The sequence below is a fragment of the Lysinibacillus sp. NPDC056959 genome, assembly GCF_042674095.1.
In the GTDB taxonomy this organism is placed as follows: Bacteria; Bacillota; Bacilli; order Bacillales_A; family Planococcaceae; genus Lysinibacillus; species Lysinibacillus zambalensis.
The window spans coordinates 35195-59453 of the sequence record NZ_JBHURE010000018.1; the positions used below are offsets into that span (position 1 = coordinate 35195).

Genomic DNA, 24259 nt, shown 5'->3' on the forward strand with positions numbered 1-24259 from the left:
TTACTTCATCTCCTTCCGAATTATTTCAACGATATCATTCGGTTTTGCTTGCTGTAACTGACGGTAGCTTTGCTTACCATCAGATGGGTCAAATTGACAAACAGCTGTAAATTGACAGTAGTCACAGGCTGTTTTTGATTTCAGTTTATACGGACTAATGGAAGTATCCCCCGCTAAAATTCCGTTACCCGCCTCTTGATGCTTGCGCCGTACAAAATGCTGTAGATTTTTCATATCATTAACAGGTACAATCCGTGACTGAGATTCTGATGGTGTCCCATCTTTTTTCATATAGACAGGAATAATTTTTGAATGTCCACTCGATTCCTCTAATTGCTCGTCCATCGATAAAATGGCCTCCGCATTTTCTGACAAAAGACCTTTCATTTTATACTGTTTTAAACGGTCTTCCTCTATTTCGCTGTCGCTTAAATCCTTATCAAGCTTTAGCATTGGATTGTGGACATGTACATAAAGAACTCCGGCTGGTTCCGCTTCACCTGGTAGCCAGTAAGAGGAATTTTCCATCGCTACATCTAAATACGTTAGTACCTGAAGTGACAATCCGTAGTAAACCTCATTCAAATCTAAATCACGGGCTGATGATTTATAATCGACGATCCGTAAATAAGAGCGGTCATCAATAGACGCACTATCCACCCTATCAATACGACCTCGCATTAACATTTTCTTACCACCTGTTAAATCAATTTCAAGCGGTGGAAGCTGTTCATTTTGGCCCGGTCCAAATGATGCTTCAATGGCGATTGGCTTAAAATGAGATACATTTGCATGCTGTGTAAGTGCAGTCATTGTTCGCTCAACAATCCGAATAAGCTTACGTTGAATGTAGCGATAACGTGCGCTTGACAGTAAGATTTGATGTGAAAACACCGGCACAATTTGCTCAACAGCTTGTCGTGCTAATTGCTTAATTTGCTGCTTTGTTAAACGTATCAATGAAAGTTGCAGACGATGTGTCTCCTCAGTAATCCATTTCAATGCCTCATGGAATAAATCGCCCATTGCGAATGTTTCTAGCCTGTACTCTGCCCGCTCTTCTAGACGAAGCCCATACGTTGTAAAATGCGAAAATGGACAACGGAAGTATTTCTCAACTCGAGACACACTAGAAGTTAGCTTTTGACCATATAATTCTTGCGTAATGTAGTTTTCTAAAGGCTCTGCCTCATTTTTATGAGTGATTGGATGTAAAACTCGATCATAAACAAGGGCCCAATAAGGGTCCTGATTATAAATTTTTTGTAACGCTACCCACTCTGGCGCAAGCTCGCGGCTATGTTCAGCTTGGCGTTTTTGCACCATTAAATGTGCTAAAGCTGTCCGAGGATGACGTATATACGGTAAAGCATTTTCATCCAGTAATTCAATTGGATCAATGACCACTCGTTCGACCTTGACACCACTCAGAAGACCAGCCGTTTTATCATTGCCGATAATTTTCTTAATATAGAGTGAAGACAATAGAGCCTTACCCTCTTCATCTGCCGTTGAATAGGACATATATAATTTATCGGATGGTGTCGTTAAAGCACGATATAACAAGAAATTTTCCTGCAGTAATCGATTTTTAGATGTTGGCGCAAGCTCATAACCAATTTGACTAAACCACTCACGCTCAGTATCTGACAGCAATCCCTCGTACTCCATACGGGTTGGATAGACCCCATCATTCATCCCTAAGACAAAAGCGACTTTTATATTGGATAAACGAGCTAAATCAACGTTCGCAACCATGACCTCATCTAATGTAGGAGGGATACGCGAAAATTCTAAAGTGTCAAAACCCTCATCTAAAATTTTAGCCGCTTCCTCCACGGACATCTCCTGCTCACCAAACATATAAACAAACTGATCGAGCACTGCAATCCATTCTTTCCAAGCTTGATCATGCTCACTTGCAGCTAATGCATCACCTCGATCAAGTTCACGGTCTTTCATTGCTTGAAGCTTTTCATAAACATTCAAATTCTCAATCAGCTCAAATAAAGCTGTCGCAACATCTTTTCCTGTTGTCGCTACCTTCAGCTTGTCCTGTAATAATTGGAGCGGTTGACGAACTTCATCGCGAACGGCCTCGATTTCTGCTTGCATAGCACGTTCTTCGTCCGTCTGTACGCGAGAATGGAATTCAAGTCCACGATACTTTTTGAAAAACCAGCGAGCTTCCTCAAACCAGCGCTCGCCAAAGATACCCTGTGCTAAACAGTAATTTTCTAAACGATCCGCCCGCTCTCGCCAAACATTTAACTCAGCATGTAACGGGAAAAATAGATCTGTTTTTACACTTCGAAAAACTGGTTCATATTTCCAGTCAGAAGTAATAACCTCTAAAGCCGAACGACTAAGCTCAATTAAAGGATGATGCAGCATCGTCTTTTTCGAATTTGTAAAAATGGGAATTTCATATTGCTGAAAAATAGTTGTAATAAGCGGATCATAAACTTCCGCTTGTCTATAAAGAAGTACGATATCTTGATAACGATACCCCGTCTCCCTTGTCAACTTTGTTATTTCCCGGGCAATGGCATGGATCTCCGCACGTCGATTAGATGCTTCAAGTACCATTACATCACCTGATGTTTCTTTCGTTTGAGGCACCAGATCAGCAAACCTTTTTTCCATATGCTGTAAATCTTCAGATTGAAAACGATGCGTATAATAAAAGTGCAATGGTGCTTCTACCTCAACGCCTTCTTCATAGGCAATATCGTGTAAACGTTGGTTCGTAGAAGCGGCTTCATGAAATAAAGATTGCTCATCATACACTTCCTCAATATGGTCAAAAGGAAGAACTACCGTTACCTGCTTCGTCACCTTTAATAACTCTTTAACAAGCTCTAGTTCCCTTACAGTAAATGCTGTAAAACCATCTATATAAATAGACGCCTGCTTCATCGTCTCAGAGTATTTCAGATGCTCCGTCAAAATCGGATAATACCCCTCACTATCGACATACGTCGTGCCCAACCGTTCCTCCAAAGCTTGTAAAACGACTTGCAAATCATTCGCCTTCGCTTGCAATGTATTAGGTGCATCTATGGCCTTCAAAGATGCTGATACTTCAGCTAACACCGAACTATTTACACTATAACGACTAAACTCTCGTAATAGCGTTTCTATTTCTTCCGTAAAGCCTCGTTTTCCAGCTGCTTGTCGAAATAACGAAAACTCACTTTTTTGTTCCTCTAAAAGTTTACGAATCAGCATTCGATAGCCATAGCCATTTACTTCTTTTCGAGCAATACCACCCGTTTCCTGTAACACTAGCCACGCCAATCGTTTAAATGTCATAACCTGCGCACGAATTAAGCCTTGCAAGCCATGCTTATTCGTTAGCTCATACTCCGTTGAGTACGACATTTGGTCGGGGACAATCACAAAAATTGGATGACCTAACGGATCCGATTTTAGTTGTTCAACAATCTCTTGATGAATAAATGTTGATTTACCTGTTCCTGAACGTCCTGATACGATACGCAATGTCATATACATTCCCCCTCCTATTATTGATCTATTAAAAAAAAGTGATAGTTGTTGCGGATCATCTTGGTTTGCTGTTTTACCTGAGCGGTTTTCGCATCGACCCGATCACTTTGCTACTCTAACTAAATATTTTATCTAAGCGCTACTCAATGCTTTTCGCGCATTGCCTACCATTTTGGAAAAACCAATTTCGCCTTGGGGTAATTGAAGTTGTCGCACAAAAACTATTTACTGCATAAAGATAAAAACCCCTTCTCTCATTTTACATGATAAAAGGGGCAAGATGTGCATATTCAACTTTCAACGTTAATGATTTTTCGTCAATTTTCGCGCTTGTTTTAAATCTTTCTCTACACGCGCGTTTAATCGCTTCTCTATAAACTTGCCGATCCACCAAAGCAGGACAATCGCAACTGCCGCAATAATTAGTCTTACGGGGCTTGTTAGGAGCGCTTTTAAATCGTAACCGAGCACGCTCATTGCTAAGATCATTACGAACTTCCCAGCCATTAACACTACAAAATAAAACTTTTTATGAATATGAGATAATCCCGCTACTATGTTTACAATGACTGATGGTGTAAAAGGAAAACAAAGTAAGACGAACAGGGGACTAATGCCATTCATATCTACCCATTTTATTAGTTGCTGTACTTTTTTACTACCTGTGACAAAACGAAGCTTTGGATGCTTGCCAAACTTTCGGACAAGCAAAAATAATGCATATGACCCTGCTACAGATCCTAACCAGGATAATAAAAATCCAAACCATAAACCGAATGCACTCGCATTAGCAACAACGAACACGACTAAAGGTAAAAACGGTAAAAACGCTTCTATAAAAGGTAATAATAAACCAATGATTGGACCGAACGTTCGGTATTGTGCCGCAATCTGTTCAATATTTTCTACAGTAAACCATTCACTCAAAATCGACACCTCTATTTATATTGCAAAATTAAATGTAAAATCGTTAGCTTTTCCGAAGTATTTTTATACTCATGTGGCTGATGTCCTGAGAATACTAGTGTATCCCCTTCTTCTAGCAATTCATGCATCTCTCCAGCAGAAATTACGGCTTGTCCTTGAATAACAGTTACAGTTTCCTCTACCCCTTCTGTGTGAGCCTCACTCCTGCTAATAGCACCGGGCTCCATTTCAATCTTATAAAGCTCCCATCCACGCTCTGGATTATAAGGAATAATGGAATACACACGATATCGACCATCATCTTCATCTACATGTGGCGCATCCTTACTACTATATTTCATGAAGCGTGCTGTCGGTGCTTGTAGTAACGAAGAAAATGAAATGCGCAATCCCGCAGCAATTTTCCAAATCGTTGATACTGTAGGATTTGCCTCTCCCTTTTCAATTTGTGCAAGTTGCGCTTTACTTACACCTGTAGTCTTGGCAACATCGTCTAAACTTAAATGACGCTGTTGTCGAATCTTTTTTAATTGAAAGGCTAAATTCCGACTCATTTGTTCCATTTTAATTCACCAATTTCTATTGTTTATTTTATCAGACATATGTATACTCTAATAAACATTATGAACTATCAAACTATTCCGCTATTAGTATACATGGAAATTTTTAAGAAAGGATGATCTATTTTATGACAAGTACAACTGATTTTCAGAATGAAACGGTTAACACGCCAGACGATAGCTATTTACAAGGCGTGAAAGATTGCATCCCCACTTTACTTGGTTATATTAGCATAGGACTCGCTTTCGGTGTAGTAGGTTCCGCTTCTGGATTATCTGTACTCGAAATTGCACTTTTATCTATACTCATTTATGCAGGCTCTGCACAATTTATCTTTTGTGCACTTCTTTTAACAAATAGCCCTGCCTCTGCTATTATTGTAACCATTTTCGTTGTAAATTTGCGACATTTACTAATGAGTTTAACATTAGCACCCCATTTCACACGCTATTCCATGCTAAGAAATGTTGGTTTCGGCACATTATTAACGGACGAAACATTTGGTGTAGCTGTTACGAAGCAAATGCAAGCCGGTAAGCTTTATGGTAAATGGATGGATGGGCTGAATATAACGGCCTACTCATTTTGGATTTTTTCTTGTGTAACGGGTGCCTACTTGGGACAATGGGTAGCAAACCCTGAAAAATGGGGCTTAGATTTCGCATTGATCGCTATGTTCGTGGCACTCCTTGTTTTACAGCTTAGCAGTGTAGGCAAAAGTAAAATAATGCATTATCTTATATTAATCGGCTATATGTTTGTTATTATGTATGGTCTTTCATATATTGTGCCTTCACATGTGGCTGTACTTCTTTCAACTATGATTGTAGCAACTATAGGGGTGGTGACAGATAAATGACGACAACTGCTACTATGGTATGGCTCATCATTGGCTGTGCACTTGTAACCTGGCTACCACGTATTATTCCCTTTATGTTCGTCCGAAGTGTGAAGCTACCAGAGGTTGTATTAAAATGGCTAAGCTTTATCCCAGTCTGTATATTGAGTGCCCTTGTCATCGAAAACTTATTAGATACCGAAAATGGAAAAATTGTTACACTTAATTGGCCTGTATTTATTACATTTGTGCCAACGCTTATGATTGCACTTGTTACCAAAAGTTTATCTATAACAGTTGTAGCGGGGGTTATCATTATGGCAGCCGTAAGATTTTTCATGTAAAAAAGGTCAGTCTTAAAAGTGAGAAAGCTATCACTTTGGACTGACCTTTTATAGTAATATCAAATATGCCTTTTCATAATTACGTACAGAATCGATTTTGTGCACCATAGGACGTGGCGTTCTTAAACTGAGTTCCTCCATTTCAGCAGGTGTCTTTTATACCGAAAGTGTAGCGACTGGTACAGGTGTATGGACAACCGCTGAAAGTAGTTAAAGCGTACTCTTGTTTTTCTTCATTTTACTTGCTAGCCAAAAGCCTACTGTTAACGAAAATGCATCGATGACGAATATAATAGACGGCGAAGTATAACCTGCATAGACAGATGCCGCCATAAGTGCAATGGCCAATATTAACGCAACATACCGATTATACGTAATTCGAGTAAACAATAATACGAGTAATGCAGGTAAAAATAACGCTAACATCATTTTCCCGAAAACATCCATCATATATCCCTCGGCTCAGCTAGTAATAATCCAATACGATAATGATCATTGCTATATATAACATGCTGTGTTAAGCGTATTTCATTGTTACGATCTACTACTTCTAGACGACAATGTGCAGCATTTAATTGCAAAGCCTCGTATAAATCATTTTCAGTAAAAATGGCCTCACCATTTACTTTACGAATACATTCCCCTGCCTGTAAGCCCATTTTTTCAGCTGGTGAATCAGGTAAGACAGCCGCAATAATAGCGCCCTTTGAACTTGGGGCAACCGCGTAAATATCCGTTTTTTCTTGTTGAGCGTAGTAGATTGAAATAATGATACGAATCACTACACCAATTGCTAGCGTTATAAAGCCGATGAATGGCTCCAAGGCAGCTGCAAGTCCACCTATTAAAATTACCTGTCCTAGCATTAGCACTGATCGGCCAATTTTAGGCAATTGCAAAGCCGGTAATTCTTTTCTAGAAAGCTTTGAAAAGCCAATAACGACTGGGAATAGTACAAGTGCAAAGGTACTCTCTCCTAATGTGAATTGTGGCCAATATGGGAAATCTACTGGAATAACATCACCAGGTAGTACAAAGAAGATTGGTAGTACCCATACATTTCTTGAACGATAGACAATTGCCTGCATACCTCGCTTCGTCTTTTCAACTTGCGGCGTCGTGACCATCATTGCTGTTCGACGAATTAACATACCCTCCGCAATCACACATAGACCTGCTAAAATCGTAATCGTTACAATGGAGCCCTCTAATAAATTTACACCTTCTAAAGAGATTTTCCACCAAGAAAATGTCCAATTGAAGTGATACATCAACCATATCGCTAACGTCGCAATCCCCATCGTATAAATAGGTGAAAGGGCATTAACGAAGTACAATAATAGTGCCAATACAGAAATAGCGATTAAAACCATGATAAAAACTTTTGGCACCGTTAAACCTAAACCAACACTCACAAGCGAAATAAGGAGGGCAGATAACCAACCATATTTCCATTGCCCCATCAGTTCTGTCCAACCCCAAATAATACGTCTATTAAAAAATTTACGCTCCTGCTTTACACGCCTATAACCTAATAAAATCGCAAATAAAATTGCGATATACATTAATGGGTTGATTAAAAAGCGGCCAATCGCTGTTACAATTTCTAATAATATATCACTAACCATACGAACACCCGCCGTTTCTATCTAGAATACTATGAATTTATTGTATCAAACGACTACACTCTTGCGTAGTACAATCTAGTAGAAAGCCTTCTATTCTTATTTTTTTCGTCATTTTGGTGGATATCCCCGTTTTTTATAATAAAAAATAAGGATATGAGACCCACTATCAGTCTATATCCTCAAATCAAACTATCACTATTTTTTATTCTTCAATATTATGCAATAAGAAGCTTGTCGCCATTTGGAACTGTAAATCATTTTGACGATCCTCTTTATATTTTTTCAACGTTTCGTTTAAGCTGTTAAAGAAGGTTGTATCCATATTAAAATTCCCTTCTGCTTTTTTCAACTTCTTATCGTCTCGATAAAGCTTAACAGCTTCCTCCGTTGATTCATCCAAGTAACCGTCTAAACGAGCAATTTTATACCCTAGCATTTTTAAAGCATTTTGCGTATACGCAACTTCCTCACTCATGTCGCCCTCTTTAAACTTCCCTGATAGTGGGTGCATTTGGAAAGCGAATAATTCATTTTGTTCAATCACTAAATTAGCCTCAATACCTTGCTTATGAATCCATTCACGCTTTGGTGTCAGCCATTTATTTGTGGACAATTTAAGCTCTCCACCATTTTTCAGTGACCAAGACTCCTGTACTGTTCCTTTTCCGAAACTCTTAACACCAACAAGGGAAGCACGTCCCCATCCTTTTAAAGCGCCACTAAGCACTTCACTAGCAGATGCACTGCCCGCATTCTGTAAAACAACAATCGGTATTTTGTACATTGACTGTAAATAATTCTCGTCAAAGCTTTTTGATTCTGTTTTTAATGGTTCCATAGCACCTTCAGCATTTTGCATATAGGCAAACACTTTGCCATTCTCCAACACTGTGCTTAGTAGCGCTGCGACGCTATGTAAATAACCACCTGGATTATCCCGCACATCAATCACTAATCCCTTAATATCTTTTCGTAGCAATTTACTCGTTTCAGCAACCCATTCATTGGCCGTTTTCTCACCAAAAATCGAAATTCCCACATAACCTATCGGCGTATTTTCTATGTTTACTACTTCGCTCGTCACTGTTTTATTAGAAATTGCTGCTCGTTCCATCGTCATTTTAATATGTTTATCTTCACTCGGACGATAGACGACAATCGTAACTTTCGTCCCTTTCTCCCCTTGAATTAAATGCATTAATTCACTCATCTTTTTACCTTCCACTCGAGTGCCATCAACTTGTACAATTTCATCGAGAGAGCGCATCCCTGCTTTATCTGCTGGGGACGAACGGACTGGAGACACAACAATAAATTTCCCGTTATTTTCTGTTAGCTCAATCCCAATGCCCACTCTTTCCTCAGCTAACATTTGCCGGTGCTGTTCCGCCTCTTCCTTCGAATAATAGGTACTATAAGGGTCCTTAATAGCATCTGCCATACCCCGAAGTGCCCCTTCCACCAACGCATCTTTTTTCGTACTGTATACAGATTTTTTTTCAATTAAATTCATCGCTTCATTAATCGAATCAACCTCTGTAACGACCGGTTCCTTCTGATCCCCTAAATTAAACCAGTCAAAATAAATGCCACTCCCTAACAATAGACTACTAGCAAGTACGCCAACACCCGCCATCATTTTGCGCAAACCTTCCCTCCTCCGTCTCTTCTACTGTATGAATTTTATTTTTCAAACATACAAAATTAAGCTTCAAAATACTTTGTTGAATCCTATGATTTTTGTTTCGCTAGTATTCTATTGTGTATCGCAGGCTTTCTATTTCATAGCGTGGGTATTCTATTTCGGATCGTGGGGATTTTCATTTTCTAGTGTGAGTGTTCTATTTCGGATCGTGGGGATTTTCATTTTCTAGCACGGGTGTTGTTTCGCTGTTCGCGGGTATTTCCTTCCCTTCCGCGGGTATTCTCTCCCCATTCGCGGGTATTTACCCTCCTTCCGCTGGTATTCTCTCCCCATTCGCGGGTATTTCCTTCCCTTCCGCGGGTATTTCCTTCCCTTCCGCGGGTATTTACCCTCCTTCCGCGGGTATTCTCTCCATTCGCGGGTATTTACCCTCCTTCCGCTGGTATTCTCTCCCCATTCGCGGGTATTTCCTTTCCTCCCGCGGGTATTCTCCCCTTCCGCGGGTATTCTCTCCCCATTCGCGGGTATTTACCCTCCTTCCGCTGGTATTCCCCTTCCTTCTTCGGGTATCCATTCACGAAGCACATGTATTTAATAAACAAGGAAATACTCACATAAAAAAAATCTGCTTCGTTTCTTCTGGTAAACGAGCAGATTTTTGTGAAATTTATTTTTTGCTTAGTCCATTGCATCTACATAGCTTTTTAACATTTCCGCATTCATCGGCCCTCTAATAGCACGTTGAATATATCCATTTGAATCAATAAAATAGGTTGTGGGAATCGTTATTACTTGGTAGTCTAAGCCGGCTGAGTTTTTCGGGTCGAGTAAAATAGGGAATGTTAAATCGAAACTTTCTCTAAATGTCATGACAGAATCTATTTTTTCGTCCTCTGTAACGTCTCGTTCAGCCTGCGTTAAATTGACAGCTATTATTTCTACATTATCTTTTTTAGCATTTTGTTCGTAATAATTTTGCATATGTGGCATTTCTGCCTTACATGGTGGACACCATGTTGCCCAAAAGTTTAATACGACTTTTTTTCCACGGAGCTCACTCAATGTTACATCTTCGCCATCCAAACTTGTTAAAGTAAAATCAGGTGGTGTATCTCCATTTTTTAAACCAATCTTTCGTTCGTCCATTTCTTTCCCTAGTGAAGCTGTTTCAATTTCACGATCTTTATCAATCTGCTGTTTAACATATGTACCAATCATCGCGACTACTAATAACACGACGATAAGTAGTCCAATATTTTTTTTCATTCCTTACCTCCAAATGATTTAGTTTCGCTAGCAAGACGCTGAACCCCTATACCTACTATAAATAATATGACGCTCACTCCTACAGCCGGTTGCCATAAACCAAGCGGCTGAAAGAAGGCCACAATTATGAGACCAAACGTATATAAAAATAATGCACGATTGATAGCGGCTATTTTCCATAATATGAGGACTGTTAGTGTGCTTAGCACAAGTAAAGTAATCACTTCGCTATTGGTTGGATTATCATTTAGTAACACCACAAGGCATTGATAGCTCGATTGCGTTAAAATGATTGCCCAGCTACAAGCAGCAATTCCAGTTTCGTCTAAGTCGATTTTTTTTCGATTCCACCAAAGCTGTAGTGATACTGCCATAGCTCCTAAAAAGACACCGATTGTTCCACCATTGAAGTAAAGGAGCGCAAACGGTTGAGCAATAACAGCTTTAAAATCAGTGACGATTACGCTAAATTTCCAAACGAGAATAAAGGTAAAGACTGCGTCTCCATATACCCCCGCCCATTTTTTCGGAAACTGTACGCGTATAACGAGCCACACAATAAAAAATGCCACAAGCAAAGCGACCGCAGTTGCTGGTAATGTTAATGTCCGGATAGAGAACCATTCTGTATTATTCACCTAATAAATCCCCCACAAAAAAAGATAGCTTCAGCATAGCATATATTCTTTATATGAACTGTCATTTCACAGTGTGTTCAAAAAATCTCCCTGAAACATGCAAAAAATAGACTTTTGCTGAACAATTTTATTGAAATACCCATCTAGGTATTCATACTATAAATATATTACATAAAATGGTGCCATACTAGGAAAAAGGCTTCCACATAATACTAGATCTTAACAAATATGCATGGCAAACAAAAAAGCTATACATTAGAAGAACTCTAATGTATAGCTTTCAATATGTTTATACCGGAATATATTTTAATGGATTCACACTTCCGACTGCTTGTCCTCGCCAAGCGCCGATGTGCACTTCAAAGTGTAAGTGAGGTCCTGTTACACGTCCAGTCATACCCATTGTTCCTATTTGCTGACCTTGGGATACTTCTGAACCAACACTAACATTGAAAGAATTTAAGTGTGCATATACTGTCGTATGGATTTCGCCATTGATAGAATGCGTAATGATAACAACATTACCATACGAGCTAAGTGGTGCAGCGTAAGAAACAACACCGTCAGCAGCTGCCCAAATTGGAGTTCCTGTGCTATTTGCAAGATCGACTCCATAGTGGAACTCTGGGCCTGCGCCAATATTACGCCAGCCATAAGGTGATGTTAAACGGCCATTTGTTGGCTTAATCCATGTACCATTCGATGGTGGCGCTTCGACTGTTGAAGACCCTCCACCACTATTATTGCTTGAACTGCTTGAATTACTTGAATTAGATGCTTTTGCTGCGGCTGCGGCAGCAGCAGCGGCTGCTTTACGTTTCTCTTCTTGTTGACGAGCAATTTCAGCTAATCGATTTTGTTCATTAATGATTTTTTGTTGTAAATCGGCACTAATATCAAGAGCCTCAGAATATTCTTTTTCAAGCAATACTTTTTCAGACTTCAGCTTTGCTTGTTCTTTTTCTAATTGATCAATTAATTTGTTTTTCTCAGTTTTTTGTCCGTTTAATGATGCTTTTAAACGATCAAGCTCAGCCTTTTTATCTTCGAGCTTTTGTCGTTTGCTTTCTAAAATTTGCTTTTGTTCCTCTAGCTTTTGCTTATCCTCTTTTTGATCTTGGATAATTTGACGATCCGCTTCTAGTAAAGCATTAACAGCTGAGAATCGATCGATAAAATCTACGAAGCTATTAGAACTAAGTAGTACATCTATATAGCTAACGGAACCACCCGCCTGAATGGCACGAGCACGATCCTCTAACAATAAGTCACGTTCTTCAATTTTACGTAGAAGCTCGGCTATATCAGCTTCTAAAGACTTTATTTCTTTATTTGTAGTTTGAATTTCTGATAATACATTTTTAATATTACTATTCGTTTTATCAATTTCAGCATTTAATGTTTGAATTTGATCTAATATTTTTTGCTGCTTGTCTTCATTTACAGTAATAGCATTTGATTTATTTTTGATGGATGAATTTAAGCCATCTTTTTTTGATTCAATTTGTCTTTTTTCATCTTTTAAATCCGATAAACTATTTGCATAAGCTGATGGAGTTTGGATAAAAAGACATAGTGCAGATGCTGCAGCAAGTAATTTCATTAAGTTTTTCGCCATACTTTTCACCGGTTGAACTCCTTTTCGACTATTAATTTTGGTTGATGCTCGTTCTGCCTCGCATACCTTAGCGAAAGCTAAATTTTTAAAAACTTACGTACTGACATGAAACTTCCCCAAATACCGATTAGCACACCGATCAGTAATAGTAGACCACTTACTTGGTACACAAGCGGTGAGAAATCAAGTACTTGAACAAGTTCGCCTTTTAATCGAGGCGCAATAATTTTATATACATTGTGGTAAAGAGTTGCGATGACCGCAATTGGAATAATAGAACCTAAAATTCCAAGCCACATTCCTTCTAATAAAAATGGGATACGCACGAATGAATTCGTTGCTCCTACAAGTTTCATAATCTCTATTTCATCTCGACGTGCAATAATAGTAATTCGAATCGTATTAGAAATTAAGAAAATCGCTGTAAATAATAATCCTAAAATAAGCACAATCCCTACGTTACGGCTAATATTTAAGAAGTTAAACAACTTTTCTACTTTGCCTTCACCATACATAACGTCATATGTAAAATTAAATTTATCAATTGTTTTAGCAACTTTAGCTGTTTGCTGAGGATCTGAAGCCTTCACATAAATAACATTACGTAATGGGTTACTTTGCTCAAATAGTTTAAAATCTTCTCCAAAATCTTTTACTAATTTGCTTAATTCATTTTCCCTTGTTGAATAGGTCATCTCTTCGATATCTGGCAATTTCTTTATTTTTTCCATGAGCGCTTTTTCATCAGCTTTACCTGCTGTTTCATCAATTAACACTTTAATTTCAACATCGTTTTCTAAATCAGATGCTACTTTATTTAAATTCATCATAATAAGCGCAAAGACACCTACTAATATTAATGTAACTGTAACTGCACTTACGGAAGCAATAGTCATCCAGCTATTACGGCCAAGAGACTTTATACTTTCTCTGAAGTGACGTTTTACTGTATTAAATTTCATAACCGTAGTCACCTCCGTGCTCATCACGGACAATCATTCCGCCTTCTATTGCAATTACTCGACGACGAATCGTATTTACGATTTCACGGTTATGTGTTGCCATTACTATAGTTGTACCTCTCGCATTAATTTCTTCAAATAAATTCATAATATCCCAAGATGTTTCAGGGTCAAGATTCCCAGTAGGTTCATCCGCAATAACGACCTTCGGCACATTCACAATCGATCGTGCAATCGAAACACGCTGTTGTTCGCCACCTGACAGTTCATTAGGGAACATTCTTGCCTTTTGCTTCAGTCCTACAAGCTCTAAAACCTCCATCACTCGACGGCGAATCTCCACTGGTTCCTCCTCGATTACCTCTAGAGCAAACGCTACGTTTTCATAAACATTCAAACGAGGTAAAAGTTTAAAATCTTGGAAAACCACTCCGATTTGACGGCGTAAAAAAGGTACTTTTTTATTTTTCAAGGAAGCTAAATCTATACCATTAACAGTGATTTCTCCCGAAGTAGCTTTTTCCTCGCGATACATTAATTTAATGAATGTAGATTTCCCCGCTCCACTTGGACCTACAACGTAGACAAATTCACCTTGCTTTATGTTAATGGAAATTCCATTTGTCGCAACAACACCATTTGGGTACTTCTTTGTCACATTTTTCATTTCTATCATATTTAAACCACCTAAATCTCTTACCATGTAAGAGGTATTTCGTTACCTATTATAACACTCTATTTCTACCTTTATTATTACAGTTTCATTTCATTCCGTGGTAGTTCCTGTTATTTCGTTATCTGATTGCCATAAATGTTTTAAAACCTCGACAAACAAAAAAACAGAAATCGAGCCCATTAGAGGAAAGTCGAATTCTGCTTTTCTAAAGTTTTTAAGCAAAAAAAAGCATTCAAACTATGTTAGTGTACATAGCCTGAATGCTTTTGTTAGTTAAACAGTTTGCTCGTCAGTCGTTGTATAGCGTACTAAAACTGCACCTGTTTTAGACTCACCTTCGATAAATAGACGATTAGCATTCTCTACTTCTTTATCGAAACGTACGACTTTTGATAAAAATTGATCCTGTGATTCCATTTTTGAAGCATCTTGAATACCTACATCTACTTTACCAAAATTCGTAACAATTTTACCGCTTAACGAGATTGTACGTGGCACATACAATTCAACAGCTCCTGCGACTGTTTGTGCTTTGATTTTCGATGAATTAGTAGAGCAAGTTGTGACCACAACATGTCCATTAACCGATTTTGCTTCAACTTCATCCAATGCGCCATCTAAATAAACACGGCCATTCAATGTTTCAGCCTCTAAATCTTTACCACGAACATTTGTTAGTTCAATGGAACCATTAGAAGAATCCACTTCTGCCTTTCCAAAGTTAAACTTAGAGCCTTTAATCGCACCGTTTAATGTCTTTACTTTTAAATGCTCGAAATCCGTATTTTGTAAAGTAACACTTCCGTTCATTAAACGTACTGATAATTTTTCTAATTTATCCTTTGGAACAAGGACTTTCACATTTACTTGCACAAGCTTAAGTTGACTTAAAATTCGCAGTGAATCTCCATCTTCCTTGACAACGAATTGCTCTAGGAAATTAGCACGTGTTTCCTCTTCACTATCATTAACAAGAGGTGCCTTTACCTTGCAAACGACTTGGAAGCTATCTCCTTCAGCGGTTTCTAATGAAAAATTGCCATTCGGTAATTCAGCAATTATTTTATCTACATGTTCAGCTGCAACTTCTTCCGTATGTGAAAACTCAAATTTATCACCAAATGGAGAAGTGACATCAAATTCTTTGACCTTTTTTACTGCCGTATTCATCATATCCATAAAAAGTGAACCAATTTGTGATAAATCTTTACGGAAGTCCTTCATTTCTTCTTGGAAATATTTAGGGAAATCTTCATCTTTTTGCGATTGTTCACTCTTATGACTGTCACCTTTAAATACTGACTCTTTCTCTGTTTGGGTATGCTGGCCTTCATTTGACACATCATTCATAACATGTTGAGTGGACTTGCTAGGTTGCTCTAATGCTTCTAATAATGTAATCGCCTCTTGCGCTGAAATTGTTCCTTTTTCCACAAGTTCTAAAATTCGTTGACGTTCATTTTGCATAATTAAAATTAGCCTCCCTCAGTTCGTTATATTATTTATACGAAACGCATTGTGAAAAGTTTCACCCAAAAACGAAAAATTGAGAATATACCTTATTTTAGGCACATTACCATAACGTGTGGTTGATTTCCGTTCCAGCTGGTCGCGTCCAGCCTTAACTCCAATCAACTTATTCATATGACATACGTTTAAATAGAATGTCACCCAACTTTTGGAGTTTATCGATTAACTTTCACTTTTTATTACCCTACTTTTAGTTCTTATCTACTTCCACCTTCCCAGTATGCCCTTAACGTAAAAAAAGTTCGCAATTTGCGAACTTTTTTTAGTGGGTACTTTATTGAGAAGCCTTGGCTAAAACATCTTCCATACGTAGACGATCTCTTGTTAATATTGGCTTTAAATATTTACCTGTGTACGAGCCACTGACTTCAACGACTTCTTCTGGTGTACCTGTCGCCACAATCGTACCACCTTTGTCGCCACCTTCAGGCCCTAAATCGATAATGTAGTCTGCCGTTTTGATGACATCTAAATTATGTTCGATGACTAGCACTGAATCGCCATTTTCTACAAGACGCTGTAAAACAACGAGTAAACGTGCAATATCATGCGCATGTAAGCCCGTTGTCGGCTCATCTAAAATATAGAATGATTTACCTGTTGAACGACGGTGCAATTCAGAGGCTAATTTTACACGCTGTGCCTCACCACCAGATAATGTTGTGGCAGGTTGTCCTAATTTCATATAGCCTAATCCTACATCCACAATTGTTTGTAGCTTACGCTGGATTTTCGGAATATTTTCGAAGAATACGACTGCGTTTTCAATCGTCATATCTAAAATATCCGCAATGCTCTTATCTTTATATTTCACTTCAAGTGTTTCACGGTTGTAACGCTTCCCATGACAAACTTCACATGGTACGTAAACATCTGGAAGGAAATGCATTTCAATTTTTATAATACCGTCACCACGACAAGCTTCACAGCGACCTCCCTTAACGTTGAAGCTAAATCGACCTTTTTTATAGCCACGTACTTTTGCTTCGTTTGTTGCTGCGAAAACATCTCGAATATCATCGAAAACGCCTGTATACGTAGCGGGGTTTGAGCGAGGTGTACGACCGATTGGTGACTGGTCAATATCAATAACCTTTTCGAGCTCATCAATCCCCGTTACCTCTTTATGTTCTCCGGGCTTCACCTTTGAACGATTTAGCTTTTGAGCTAAGGACTTATATAAAATTTCATTAATAAGCGTTGATTTACCTGAACCTGAAACCCCAGTTACTGCAACGAATAAGCCAAGTGGTACATCAACCTTCACATTTTGAAGATTATTTTCCTTGGCACCTTTAATCGATAATTTGCGTCCATTTGGTTTACGGCGCTCAATTGGTAGTGGGATAAACTTCTTACCACTTAAATATTGCCCCGTCAAAGACTCTTCATTTTCCATTACTTCCTGCGGAGTTCCTGCCGCTACAATTTGACCTCCATGCACACCTGCACCAGGACCAACATCAATAAGATAATCCGCCGCCAGCATTGTATCTTCATCGTGCTCAACAACAATAAGCGTATTGCCAATATCACGCATATTTTGCAATGTGCTAATAAGTCGATCATTATCACGTTGATGCAAGCCGATTGATGGCTCGTCTAAAATATAGAGCACACCCGTTAAACGCGAGCCGATTTGTGTTGCAAGGCGAATTCGTTGAGCTTCTCCCCCTGAAAGTGTTCCTGCCGCTCGACTTAATGTTAAATAATCTAACCCTACATTGACAAGGAAGCCAAGTCGCTCTTCAATTTCACGTAAAACAAGTCGAGCAATTTTCATATCCTTTTCTGATAAATCCAGCTCTTTGAAAAATGTATCAGCTTCCAGAATCGAATACTGTGTCACTTCACCAATATGCTTATCTGCTAGTTTTACAGCTAATGTTTCAGGCTTTAAGCGATACCCTTTACAAGATGGACATGCTTGCTGGGCCATATATTTTTCCATTTGTTCACGCACGTAATCTGACGTTGTCTCCTTAAAGCGACGTTCCACATTACGAACAACACCTTCGAATTCAATCATTTGATCTCGCACATTGCCAAACTCATTTTCATAATGGAAATGGATTTTATCTTTACCAGAACCATATAAAATTTTATCCATCTTTTCTTTCGGTAGATCCTTTACGGGTACGTCCATCGGGATATCATAATGATCGCACACAGCCTTTAATAACTGTGGATAATATTGAGAGCTTGTCGGTTCCCACGGTGCTAAAGCATGCTCTAATAAACTTCGATCCCAATCGGATACTACTAAATCAAGATCAACCTCTTGTGTCGAGCCTAAACCATCACAGCTTGTACAAGCTCCGAATGGACTGTTAAATGAAAACATACGAGGCTCTAGCTCTCCTATTGAAAATCCACATAGTGGACAAGCATGATGCTCACTAAATAATAATTCCTCATGCTCCATCACATCGACAAGTACTCGCCCATCTGCCAAACGTAATGCAGTCTCTAAGGAATCACTAAGACGTGCCGCGACACCTTCCTTCATCACAACACGATCGATAACTACTTCTATTGAATGTTTTTTATTTTTATCAAGTTCAATCGAATCATCTAAATCACGTAGCTCACCGTCGATACGTACTCGAACAAAGCCTTGCTTTTTTAAATCTTCCAGTAGCTTTACATGTGTTCCCTTACGCCCTGCTACCATTGGGGCAAGCAACTGCATTTTCGTTCTTTCTGGATAAGTTAATAAACGATCGACCATTTGCTCAATCGTTTGAGAGGTAATTTCTATACCGTGATTTGGACAAATAGGCTTACCGATACGTGCATATAGCAAACGTAAATAATCATAGATTTCCGTTACTGTCCCAACTGTCGAACGTGGGTTACGGCTCGTCGTTTTTTGATCGATTGAAATAGCAGGAGATAATCCCTCTATCGCATCGACGTCTGGTTTATCCATTTGACCAAGGAATTGACGAGCATAGGCTGAAAGGGATTCTACATAACGGCGTTGTCCCTCAGCATAAATCGTATCGAACGCTAATGATGATTTCCCTGAGCCCGATAAACCTGTTAGCACGACTAATTGATCGCGTGGAATTGTGACATTAATATTTTTTAAATTATGTGCTCGTGCGCCTTGCACGACTATTTCAGTATTTTTCACAAGCCGTTCACCCTTCTAATTTCAATTCAAATATTGTATCGCGTAGCTCAGCAGCACGTTCGAAATCGAGTGCTTTTGCCGCTTCCTTCATTTCTACTTCTAGCGTAGCAAGAAACTGCTCTTTTTCCGCCTTCGTCAGCTTCTTACCTTTCGTAGCCTTCGCTACGTAAGTCTCTTCTTCCTCTGCCACCTGTGTCGCACGAATAACATCAGGAATTTTCTTCACAATCGTTTTCGGTGTAATACCATGCTCCTCGTTATACGCCATTTGCAATACTCGGCGACGTTTCGTTTCCTCAATCGCTTTTTTCATTGAATCCGTCATATTATCTGCATACATAATGACATGACCATTAGCATTACGAGCGGCCCGTCCAATCGTTTGTATTAATGAACGCTCTGAACGTAAAAATCCTTCCTTGTCAGCATCTAAAATCGCCACAAGCGAAACTTCAGGAATATCTAGCCCTTCTCGCAATAAGTTAATGCCGATTAGAACATCGTAAGTACCTTTACGCAGCTCGCGAATAATTTCAATTCGCTCTAGCGTCTTAATCTCTGAATGCAAGTACTCCACCTTTAAGCCCATTTCTTTCAAATAAGCCGATAAATCCTCTGACATTTTTTTCGTCAATGTTGTAACGAGCACTCGTTCATCGCGAGCAATACGACCTTGAATCTCATCGATTAAATCATCAATTTGCCCTTCAATAGGACGTACGTCAATTTGTGGATCAAGCAGCCCAGTTGGACGAATAATTTGCTGCACCATTTCCGGCGTATGCTCAAGCTCATACGGGCCAGGTGTTGCCGATACATAAATAGCTTGATGTATATGTTTCTCATACTCTTCAAAACGTAAAGGGCGGTTATCTAGTGCTGATGGCAAACGGAAGCCATGCTCAACTAGCACACCTTTACGTGCTTGGTCACCGTTATACATCCCTCGAACTTGTGGCAAAGTAACGTGACTTTCATCGACAACAAGTAAAAAATCCTCAGGGAAATAGTCAATTAGTGTATATGGCGTTGCCCCCGCTTCACGCAATGTTAAATGACGCGAGTAGTTTTCAATACCCGAGCAAAAGCCCATTTCACGCATCATTTCTAAATCGTAACGAGTGCGTTGCTCTAAACGCTGCGCCTCTAATAACTTATCCTCCGAACGTAAAAGAGCTAAACGCTCCTCCAACTCTTTTTCAATATTATCAATAGCTTTTAGCATTTTTTCTTCTCGTGTAACGAAGTGGGACGCTGGGAAAATAGCAACATGATCACGCTCTGCTAGTATTTCTCCAGTTAACGCATCCACCTCGCGAATTCGATCAATCTCATCCCCGAAAAATTCCACGCGGATACAATGCTCATCACGGGATGCTGGGAAAATTTCCACTACATCACCACGTACCCGAAACGTCCCACGTGTAAAACTCACATCATTACGCTCATACTGTACATCGACCAATTTTCGAAGCAACTGATTACGTTCAATTTCCATTCCCGTACGCACTGATACGACCAGTTCACGATATTCTTCTGGAGAACCTAGACCATAAATGCAGGACACAGATGCAATAATAATGACATCATCGCGCTCGAATAATGCAGATGTCGCAGAGTGACGCAACTTATCAATTTCATCATTTATGCTTGAATCTTTCTCGATATAAGTATCCGTCTGTGGTACATAGGCCTCTGGCTGAAAGTAATCATAGTAGCTGACAAAGTATTCAACTGCATTATCAGGGAAGAACTCTTTAAACTCACTATATAATTGACCCGCTAGTGTTTTATTGTGTGCCATAATAAGTGTCGGTTTTTTAACTTCTTTAATGACATTAGAGATCGTAAACGTTTTTCCCGTTCCTGTTGCCCCAAGCAACGTTTGATGACGTTTACCTGCACGCACACCCTCCACTAATTCCGCAATTGCCTGTGGCTGATCCCCACTAGGCGTATATGGCGCTTGTAAATCAAATGTTTGCACACATGTCCCCGTCCTTTCCTACCAATTTGATACATATATTTTAGCATAGCACTATTAAAATTTCGAACATTTAACGAACGAATGTTTGTAAATTTTTTTTCGTTCGCTCTTTTTGCGACGAGTCCAACAGAACGTATGTACTACATTAATTAATCGGAACCTCTCTATCAATAGATTACCCTTTCCAAATGTTAGCTAATCGAGATGAGGTTATGTAAATACATGATCTTAGCAGGAATTTCATTGTTTGGTGATGGATTGCTCGTCGGGTTTAGGTTTACTAAAGGGTTATGTAAGCGGAGCCTAGGGGTTTTGATCGAGTAAGAGGAGAAATAATCAGGTAGATTGAAGGGAACTGATCTGCTTGATTGAAAAAGTGATAAATAATTTGAAATACAAATAAGTAGAGAAAGTGAGGTTTGCCCCACTTTCTCTACTTTTTTATTTTTGTGAATTAATCGGTAGTGTAACCTCCAGCTCAGGAATGTATTGAATCTTCGGCTCATCATTTTCATCCATTTGAAATGCCCCCATTTCGTTTTCATCAAAAAGGTATATATACGGCTTAAGGGTTATTGTTTTGGGAATAGATTCAAATGGTTGGAATCTACGATCAGAAATATGTATGTTTCCATTTGTAGCATTCCAACCATCTCCGCCAATCAATTTAAGTTTATGGCCTTGATCATCAAAAATATCTACACCCATCGTTAGTAAAAGTAGCGTAAAAATTGAGTTGTCAGTTAAAACGACTCGTGTAGTTAATCCTGTCGTTATTGGTGTAAATTCGATTTTTTCAACACTAAAATGAATATTTTTGTATTCTCGACTTACATTAGGTTGTAAAGTCAGATAGTTTTCGATTTTTTTCACAGGAATATCAATTTTGAAAGGATCCTGTATGCCAGCTATTGTAGCCGATACAGTTAAATCAAACTGTTTCGGGAAAGGACTTCCTCCCTGATTTCTCAGATCAGAAAACTCAATAATAGCAGAATCATTATCTTTACCTGGCTTCGTAACAATTCCAATAGATTTATCCGGAGCAAAGGATTTAACAGGAGCATCATTTATGAACAATTCGATATTACTGATACGTTCCATTAACGTTTCTTTCTCATCTTCTTTATGAGGGCGCCCAATACCTATTGAAACACGCGTACCATCATATACTACTTCCGATACACTTAATGTAAAATCATCATGAGTAACACTTGTATGAAGTTTCGTTGAAAGCCCTTTCTCATCAGCAGTTTGCAGACCAAGATCACCAGCAAGTTTGAAAATAGATGAAAGCACGGGAACTTGTTTGATCGTGGCAGCCAAAGTTGGTGAAACTAAGCTAGTAATAAATATAAGACTAAAAATCATTGCTGCAGAGGCTGTAATCATCACCACTCTTTGACGCATTTTTTTAGAGGTTCTAGAACTTTCTGGCTGCTTTGTATAACGAGTGCTTTCGAATTTGTTCATTGTACGATTAACTAAATCAACTTCCATTGGGGTTTCTCTGATTAATCTTTCTAACTGATCTAACTCTTTATCCTCCTGTTTTGAACGAGTGTTCATAAATTTCCCCTCCCAACTTACTCTTTTTCAACAATTTTTTACGTAATCGTTCATATTTTTTTCGAACAGTAGTTGGTTTAAGTTCCATAATAGCAGCGATTTCGTCGAAGCTATATTCCTCTATCGATCGAAGTAGCAGAATCCTTCTTTCGTCCATATGTAACTGTTCTAATAACTCATGAATGATATCGTCATATTGAAATTCTTGTTCATGAGTGTGCTTGTACGCATGATCTTTCTTAAAACTTGTCCAAAATTTATAGCCTTTACTTTTCTTTTTTATTAAATCAATACAGTGATGATGTGCAATTTTATAAAGCCATGCTGAGAAAGAAACAGTATAAGAAAACTTACTAATATTCTCTAAACCCTTTATAAAAATATCTTGTGAAGCATCCTCAGCTTCTTCTTTGTTTCCTAAAAGATAGTAGCAGTAAATATAGATTGGCTTTTGAAAACAACGAATTATTTCTGTATAGGCATGAATATCACCTGTTTGAACTTGTTCCACGATAGATTTTATATCTAATTCGGCTTTTTCCTTAGAGTTATTCTGTACAGTCAAATATCTCCCCTCCTTTCTAACCTATATAACTGAAATTAATGGGGATTTGTGACACTATAAAAAACTTTTTGGGAAAAATCTTATAAAGCGACACAACTTAGGACACTTATAACGTGGCAAGTGTGTTGATTACCTCTTTTTATCCACTCTAATTAATTTGAAGGCTCTGATTTTCGCTACGGGCTACTCGCTTTGTCGCTGACGCTTCGCTTTCGCACAGATAAAACATTTGTCGCTGACGCTTCGCTTTCGCGCAGAGCAAGGCTGCCTGCAGGAGCCGAGTCGCCCTACGCTACAATCAGTTAAAATGGGCATACATTAGCAGAATATCAACAAAAAAATTCTTTTATTAGCCAATAACAAACCTATATTTTCCTAATCAACACGCCTAATAAAGTGTATAAAATCCTTGCATAAATCATTTTCTACAAAAGAGACTTGGTTAAGTTCCTTTAAAAATCACTTTTAACCAAAAGGGTCTAGGCCCGAGTCGCAAACCATATAGGTATTTACTATACACTCCTAATGAATTCAAGGTATTCACTCATCAATCTTACAAAGAAAATCACAAAAAAATCCCACCCTCCAATAACGGAGAGCGGGCTCGTCATATTATTCAGTTGTCTCTTGGTGTAAAGCTACTAGTTCGTTTGCGTATAGATGAAATGCGTTTTCATCTTTGTCATCGAGTGCTCTATCTATCAGAACCATGAGCTGCTCTTCACGATGCTTACGCTGGATATGATTTAAAAATAAATCTAAATAAATCTCGTTTAATAATTTCTCTGCCTCATCAACTTTCTTTGTCTGACCAACGGCTTTTAGAAAATCTGTATACGAATAATATTTATCCAAC

At 38.7% G+C, this 24259-nt stretch carries 19 protein-coding genes; 2 read left to right on the top strand and 17 right to left on the bottom strand.

All coding sequences use genetic code 11. From position 1 onward, the window contains the following. From addB to ACFTQ7_RS17925, 3 genes are all read right to left on the bottom strand, one after another. Nucleotides 1-3510 (bottom strand): helicase-exonuclease AddAB subunit AddB, encoded by a 3510-nt coding sequence (addB, locus tag ACFTQ7_RS17915; RefSeq protein WP_386830219.1) that lies wholly within the window; start codon nucleotides 3508-3510, stop codon nucleotides 1-3. A 303-nt stretch (nucleotides 3511-3813) separates the two neighbouring features. Further along, nucleotides 3814-4437, bottom strand: coding sequence for a TVP38/TMEM64 family protein (locus ACFTQ7_RS17920; RefSeq protein ID WP_386830220.1), 624 nt, complete (start codon nucleotides 4435-4437; stop codon nucleotides 3814-3816). Between the two features lie 11 nt (nucleotides 4438-4448). Further along, complete coding sequence (locus ACFTQ7_RS17925) at nucleotides 4449-5000, bottom strand: helix-turn-helix domain-containing protein (RefSeq protein ID WP_386830221.1); 552 nt, start codon at nucleotides 4998-5000, stop codon at nucleotides 4449-4451. Nucleotides 5001-5125: 125 nt separating this feature from the next. Between ACFTQ7_RS17925 and ACFTQ7_RS17930 the strand changes: the two genes are divergently transcribed. After that, nucleotides 5126-5857 carry an AzlC family ABC transporter permease gene (locus ACFTQ7_RS17930; protein ID WP_349661220.1) on the top strand — a complete coding sequence of 244 codons (732 nt, stop codon included), beginning with the start codon at nucleotides 5126-5128 and terminating at the stop codon, nucleotides 5855-5857. Continuing rightward, nucleotides 5854-6180: an AzlD domain-containing protein gene (locus tag ACFTQ7_RS17935; protein ID WP_079559541.1), complete on the top strand. Its 327-nt coding sequence runs from the start codon at nucleotides 5854-5856 to the stop codon at nucleotides 6178-6180. The genes ACFTQ7_RS17930 and ACFTQ7_RS17935 overlap by 4 nt, the downstream gene beginning before the upstream one ends. Nucleotides 6181-6390: 210 nt before the next feature. Here ACFTQ7_RS17935 and ACFTQ7_RS17940 read toward each other — a convergent pair whose 3' ends face one another. From ACFTQ7_RS17940 to ACFTQ7_RS18005, 14 genes are all read right to left on the bottom strand, one after another. Next, nucleotides 6391-6627, bottom strand: coding sequence for a DUF2198 family protein (locus tag ACFTQ7_RS17940; RefSeq protein ID WP_349661289.1), 237 nt, complete (start codon nucleotides 6625-6627; stop codon nucleotides 6391-6393). Next, the gene (locus ACFTQ7_RS17945) at nucleotides 6627-7808 is read right to left on the bottom strand and encodes a PDZ domain-containing protein (protein WP_386830222.1); all 1182 of its coding nucleotides are present in this window, start codon (nucleotides 7806-7808) and stop codon (nucleotides 6627-6629) included. Before ACFTQ7_RS17945 ends, ACFTQ7_RS17940 begins: the two co-directional genes overlap by 1 nt. 202 nt (nucleotides 7809-8010) lie before the next feature. Beyond that, entirely contained in the window at nucleotides 8011-9456 is a 1446-nt protein-coding gene (locus tag ACFTQ7_RS17950) for a S41 family peptidase (protein ID WP_483869440.1), read from the bottom strand. Between the two features lie 675 nt (nucleotides 9457-10131). After that, nucleotides 10132-10719, bottom strand: coding sequence for a peroxiredoxin family protein (locus ACFTQ7_RS17955; RefSeq protein WP_197139832.1), 588 nt, complete (start codon nucleotides 10717-10719; stop codon nucleotides 10132-10134). Continuing rightward, entirely contained in the window at nucleotides 10716-11357 is a 642-nt protein-coding gene (locus ACFTQ7_RS17960) for a hypothetical protein (protein WP_386830223.1), read from the bottom strand. The genes ACFTQ7_RS17955 and ACFTQ7_RS17960 overlap by 4 nt, the downstream gene beginning before the upstream one ends. 289 nt (nucleotides 11358-11646) lie before the next feature. Beyond that, nucleotides 11647-12984 (bottom strand): murein hydrolase activator EnvC family protein, encoded by a 1338-nt coding sequence (locus ACFTQ7_RS17965; RefSeq protein WP_386830224.1) that lies wholly within the window; start codon nucleotides 12982-12984, stop codon nucleotides 11647-11649. Between the two features lie 68 nt (nucleotides 12985-13052). After that, on the bottom strand, nucleotides 13053-13937 hold the full coding sequence (ftsX, locus tag ACFTQ7_RS17970; protein WP_349661224.1) for a permease-like cell division protein FtsX: 885 nt from the start codon (nucleotides 13935-13937) through the stop codon (nucleotides 13053-13055). Next, nucleotides 13927-14613, bottom strand: coding sequence for a cell division ATP-binding protein FtsE (ftsE, locus tag ACFTQ7_RS17975; RefSeq protein ID WP_386830225.1), 687 nt, complete (start codon nucleotides 14611-14613; stop codon nucleotides 13927-13929). The genes ftsX and ftsE overlap by 11 nt, the downstream gene beginning before the upstream one ends. Before the next feature lie 273 nt (nucleotides 14614-14886). Continuing rightward, entirely contained in the window at nucleotides 14887-16080 is a 1194-nt protein-coding gene (locus ACFTQ7_RS17980; RefSeq protein WP_386830226.1) for a DUF4097 family beta strand repeat-containing protein, read from the bottom strand. A gap of 337 nt (nucleotides 16081-16417) precedes the next feature. Continuing rightward, the gene (gene uvrA / locus ACFTQ7_RS17985; protein ID WP_386830227.1) at nucleotides 16418-19282 is read right to left on the bottom strand and encodes an excinuclease ABC subunit UvrA; all 2865 of its coding nucleotides are present in this window, start codon (nucleotides 19280-19282) and stop codon (nucleotides 16418-16420) included. A 7-nt stretch (nucleotides 19283-19289) separates the two neighbouring features. Next, nucleotides 19290-21269 carry an excinuclease ABC subunit UvrB gene (gene uvrB, locus ACFTQ7_RS17990; protein ID WP_386830228.1) on the bottom strand — a complete coding sequence of 660 codons (1980 nt, stop codon included), beginning with the start codon at nucleotides 21267-21269 and terminating at the stop codon, nucleotides 19290-19292. 441 nt (nucleotides 21270-21710) lie between these two features. Continuing rightward, a complete protein-coding gene (locus ACFTQ7_RS17995; protein WP_386830229.1) occupies nucleotides 21711-22838 on the bottom strand; it encodes a DUF4179 domain-containing protein in 1128 nt (375 codons plus the stop codon). Beyond that, the gene (locus ACFTQ7_RS18000) at nucleotides 22810-23403 is read right to left on the bottom strand and encodes an RNA polymerase sigma factor (protein WP_386830230.1); all 594 of its coding nucleotides are present in this window, start codon (nucleotides 23401-23403) and stop codon (nucleotides 22810-22812) included. Before ACFTQ7_RS18000 ends, ACFTQ7_RS17995 begins: the two co-directional genes overlap by 29 nt. Nucleotides 23404-24015: 612 nt before the next feature. Beyond that, nucleotides 24016-24258, bottom strand: a complete 243-nt coding sequence (locus ACFTQ7_RS18005; RefSeq protein ID WP_386830231.1) for an IDEAL domain-containing protein — start codon at nucleotides 24256-24258, stop codon at nucleotides 24016-24018. Nucleotide 24259 lies beyond the last annotated feature (1 nt).

Bases quoted from the DNA above. Each gene is read 5' to 3' on its own strand.
- ACFTQ7_RS17995 (WP_386830229.1), bottom strand. From the start codon at position 22,838: ATGAACACTCGTTCAAAACAGGAGGATAAAGAGTTAGATCAGTTAGAA.
- ftsX (WP_349661224.1), bottom strand. From the start codon at position 13,937: ATGAAATTTAATACAGTAAAACGTCACTTCAGAGAAAGTATAAAGTCT.
- ACFTQ7_RS17930 (WP_349661220.1), top strand. From the start codon at position 5,126: ATGACAAGTACAACTGATTTTCAGAATGAAACGGTTAACACGCCAGAC.
- ACFTQ7_RS17955 (WP_197139832.1), bottom strand. From the start codon at position 10,719: ATGAAAAAAAATATTGGACTACTTATCGTCGTGTTATTAGTAGTCGCG.
- ACFTQ7_RS17945 (WP_386830222.1), bottom strand. From the start codon at position 7,808: ATGGTTAGTGATATATTATTAGAAATTGTAACAGCGATTGGCCGCTTT.
- ACFTQ7_RS17980 (WP_386830226.1), bottom strand. From the start codon at position 16,080: ATGCAAAATGAACGTCAACGAATTTTAGAACTTGTGGAAAAAGGAACA.
- ftsE (WP_386830225.1), bottom strand. From the start codon at position 14,613: ATGATAGAAATGAAAAATGTGACAAAGAAGTACCCAAATGGTGTTGTT.
- addB (WP_386830219.1), bottom strand. From the start codon at position 3,510: ATGACATTGCGTATCGTATCAGGACGTTCAGGAACAGGTAAATCAACA.
- ACFTQ7_RS17925 (WP_386830221.1), bottom strand. From the start codon at position 5,000: ATGGAACAAATGAGTCGGAATTTAGCCTTTCAATTAAAAAAGATTCGA.
- ACFTQ7_RS17935 (WP_079559541.1), top strand. From the start codon at position 5,854: ATGACGACAACTGCTACTATGGTATGGCTCATCATTGGCTGTGCACTT.
- ACFTQ7_RS17940 (WP_349661289.1), bottom strand. From the start codon at position 6,627: ATGGATGTTTTCGGGAAAATGATGTTAGCGTTATTTTTACCTGCATTA.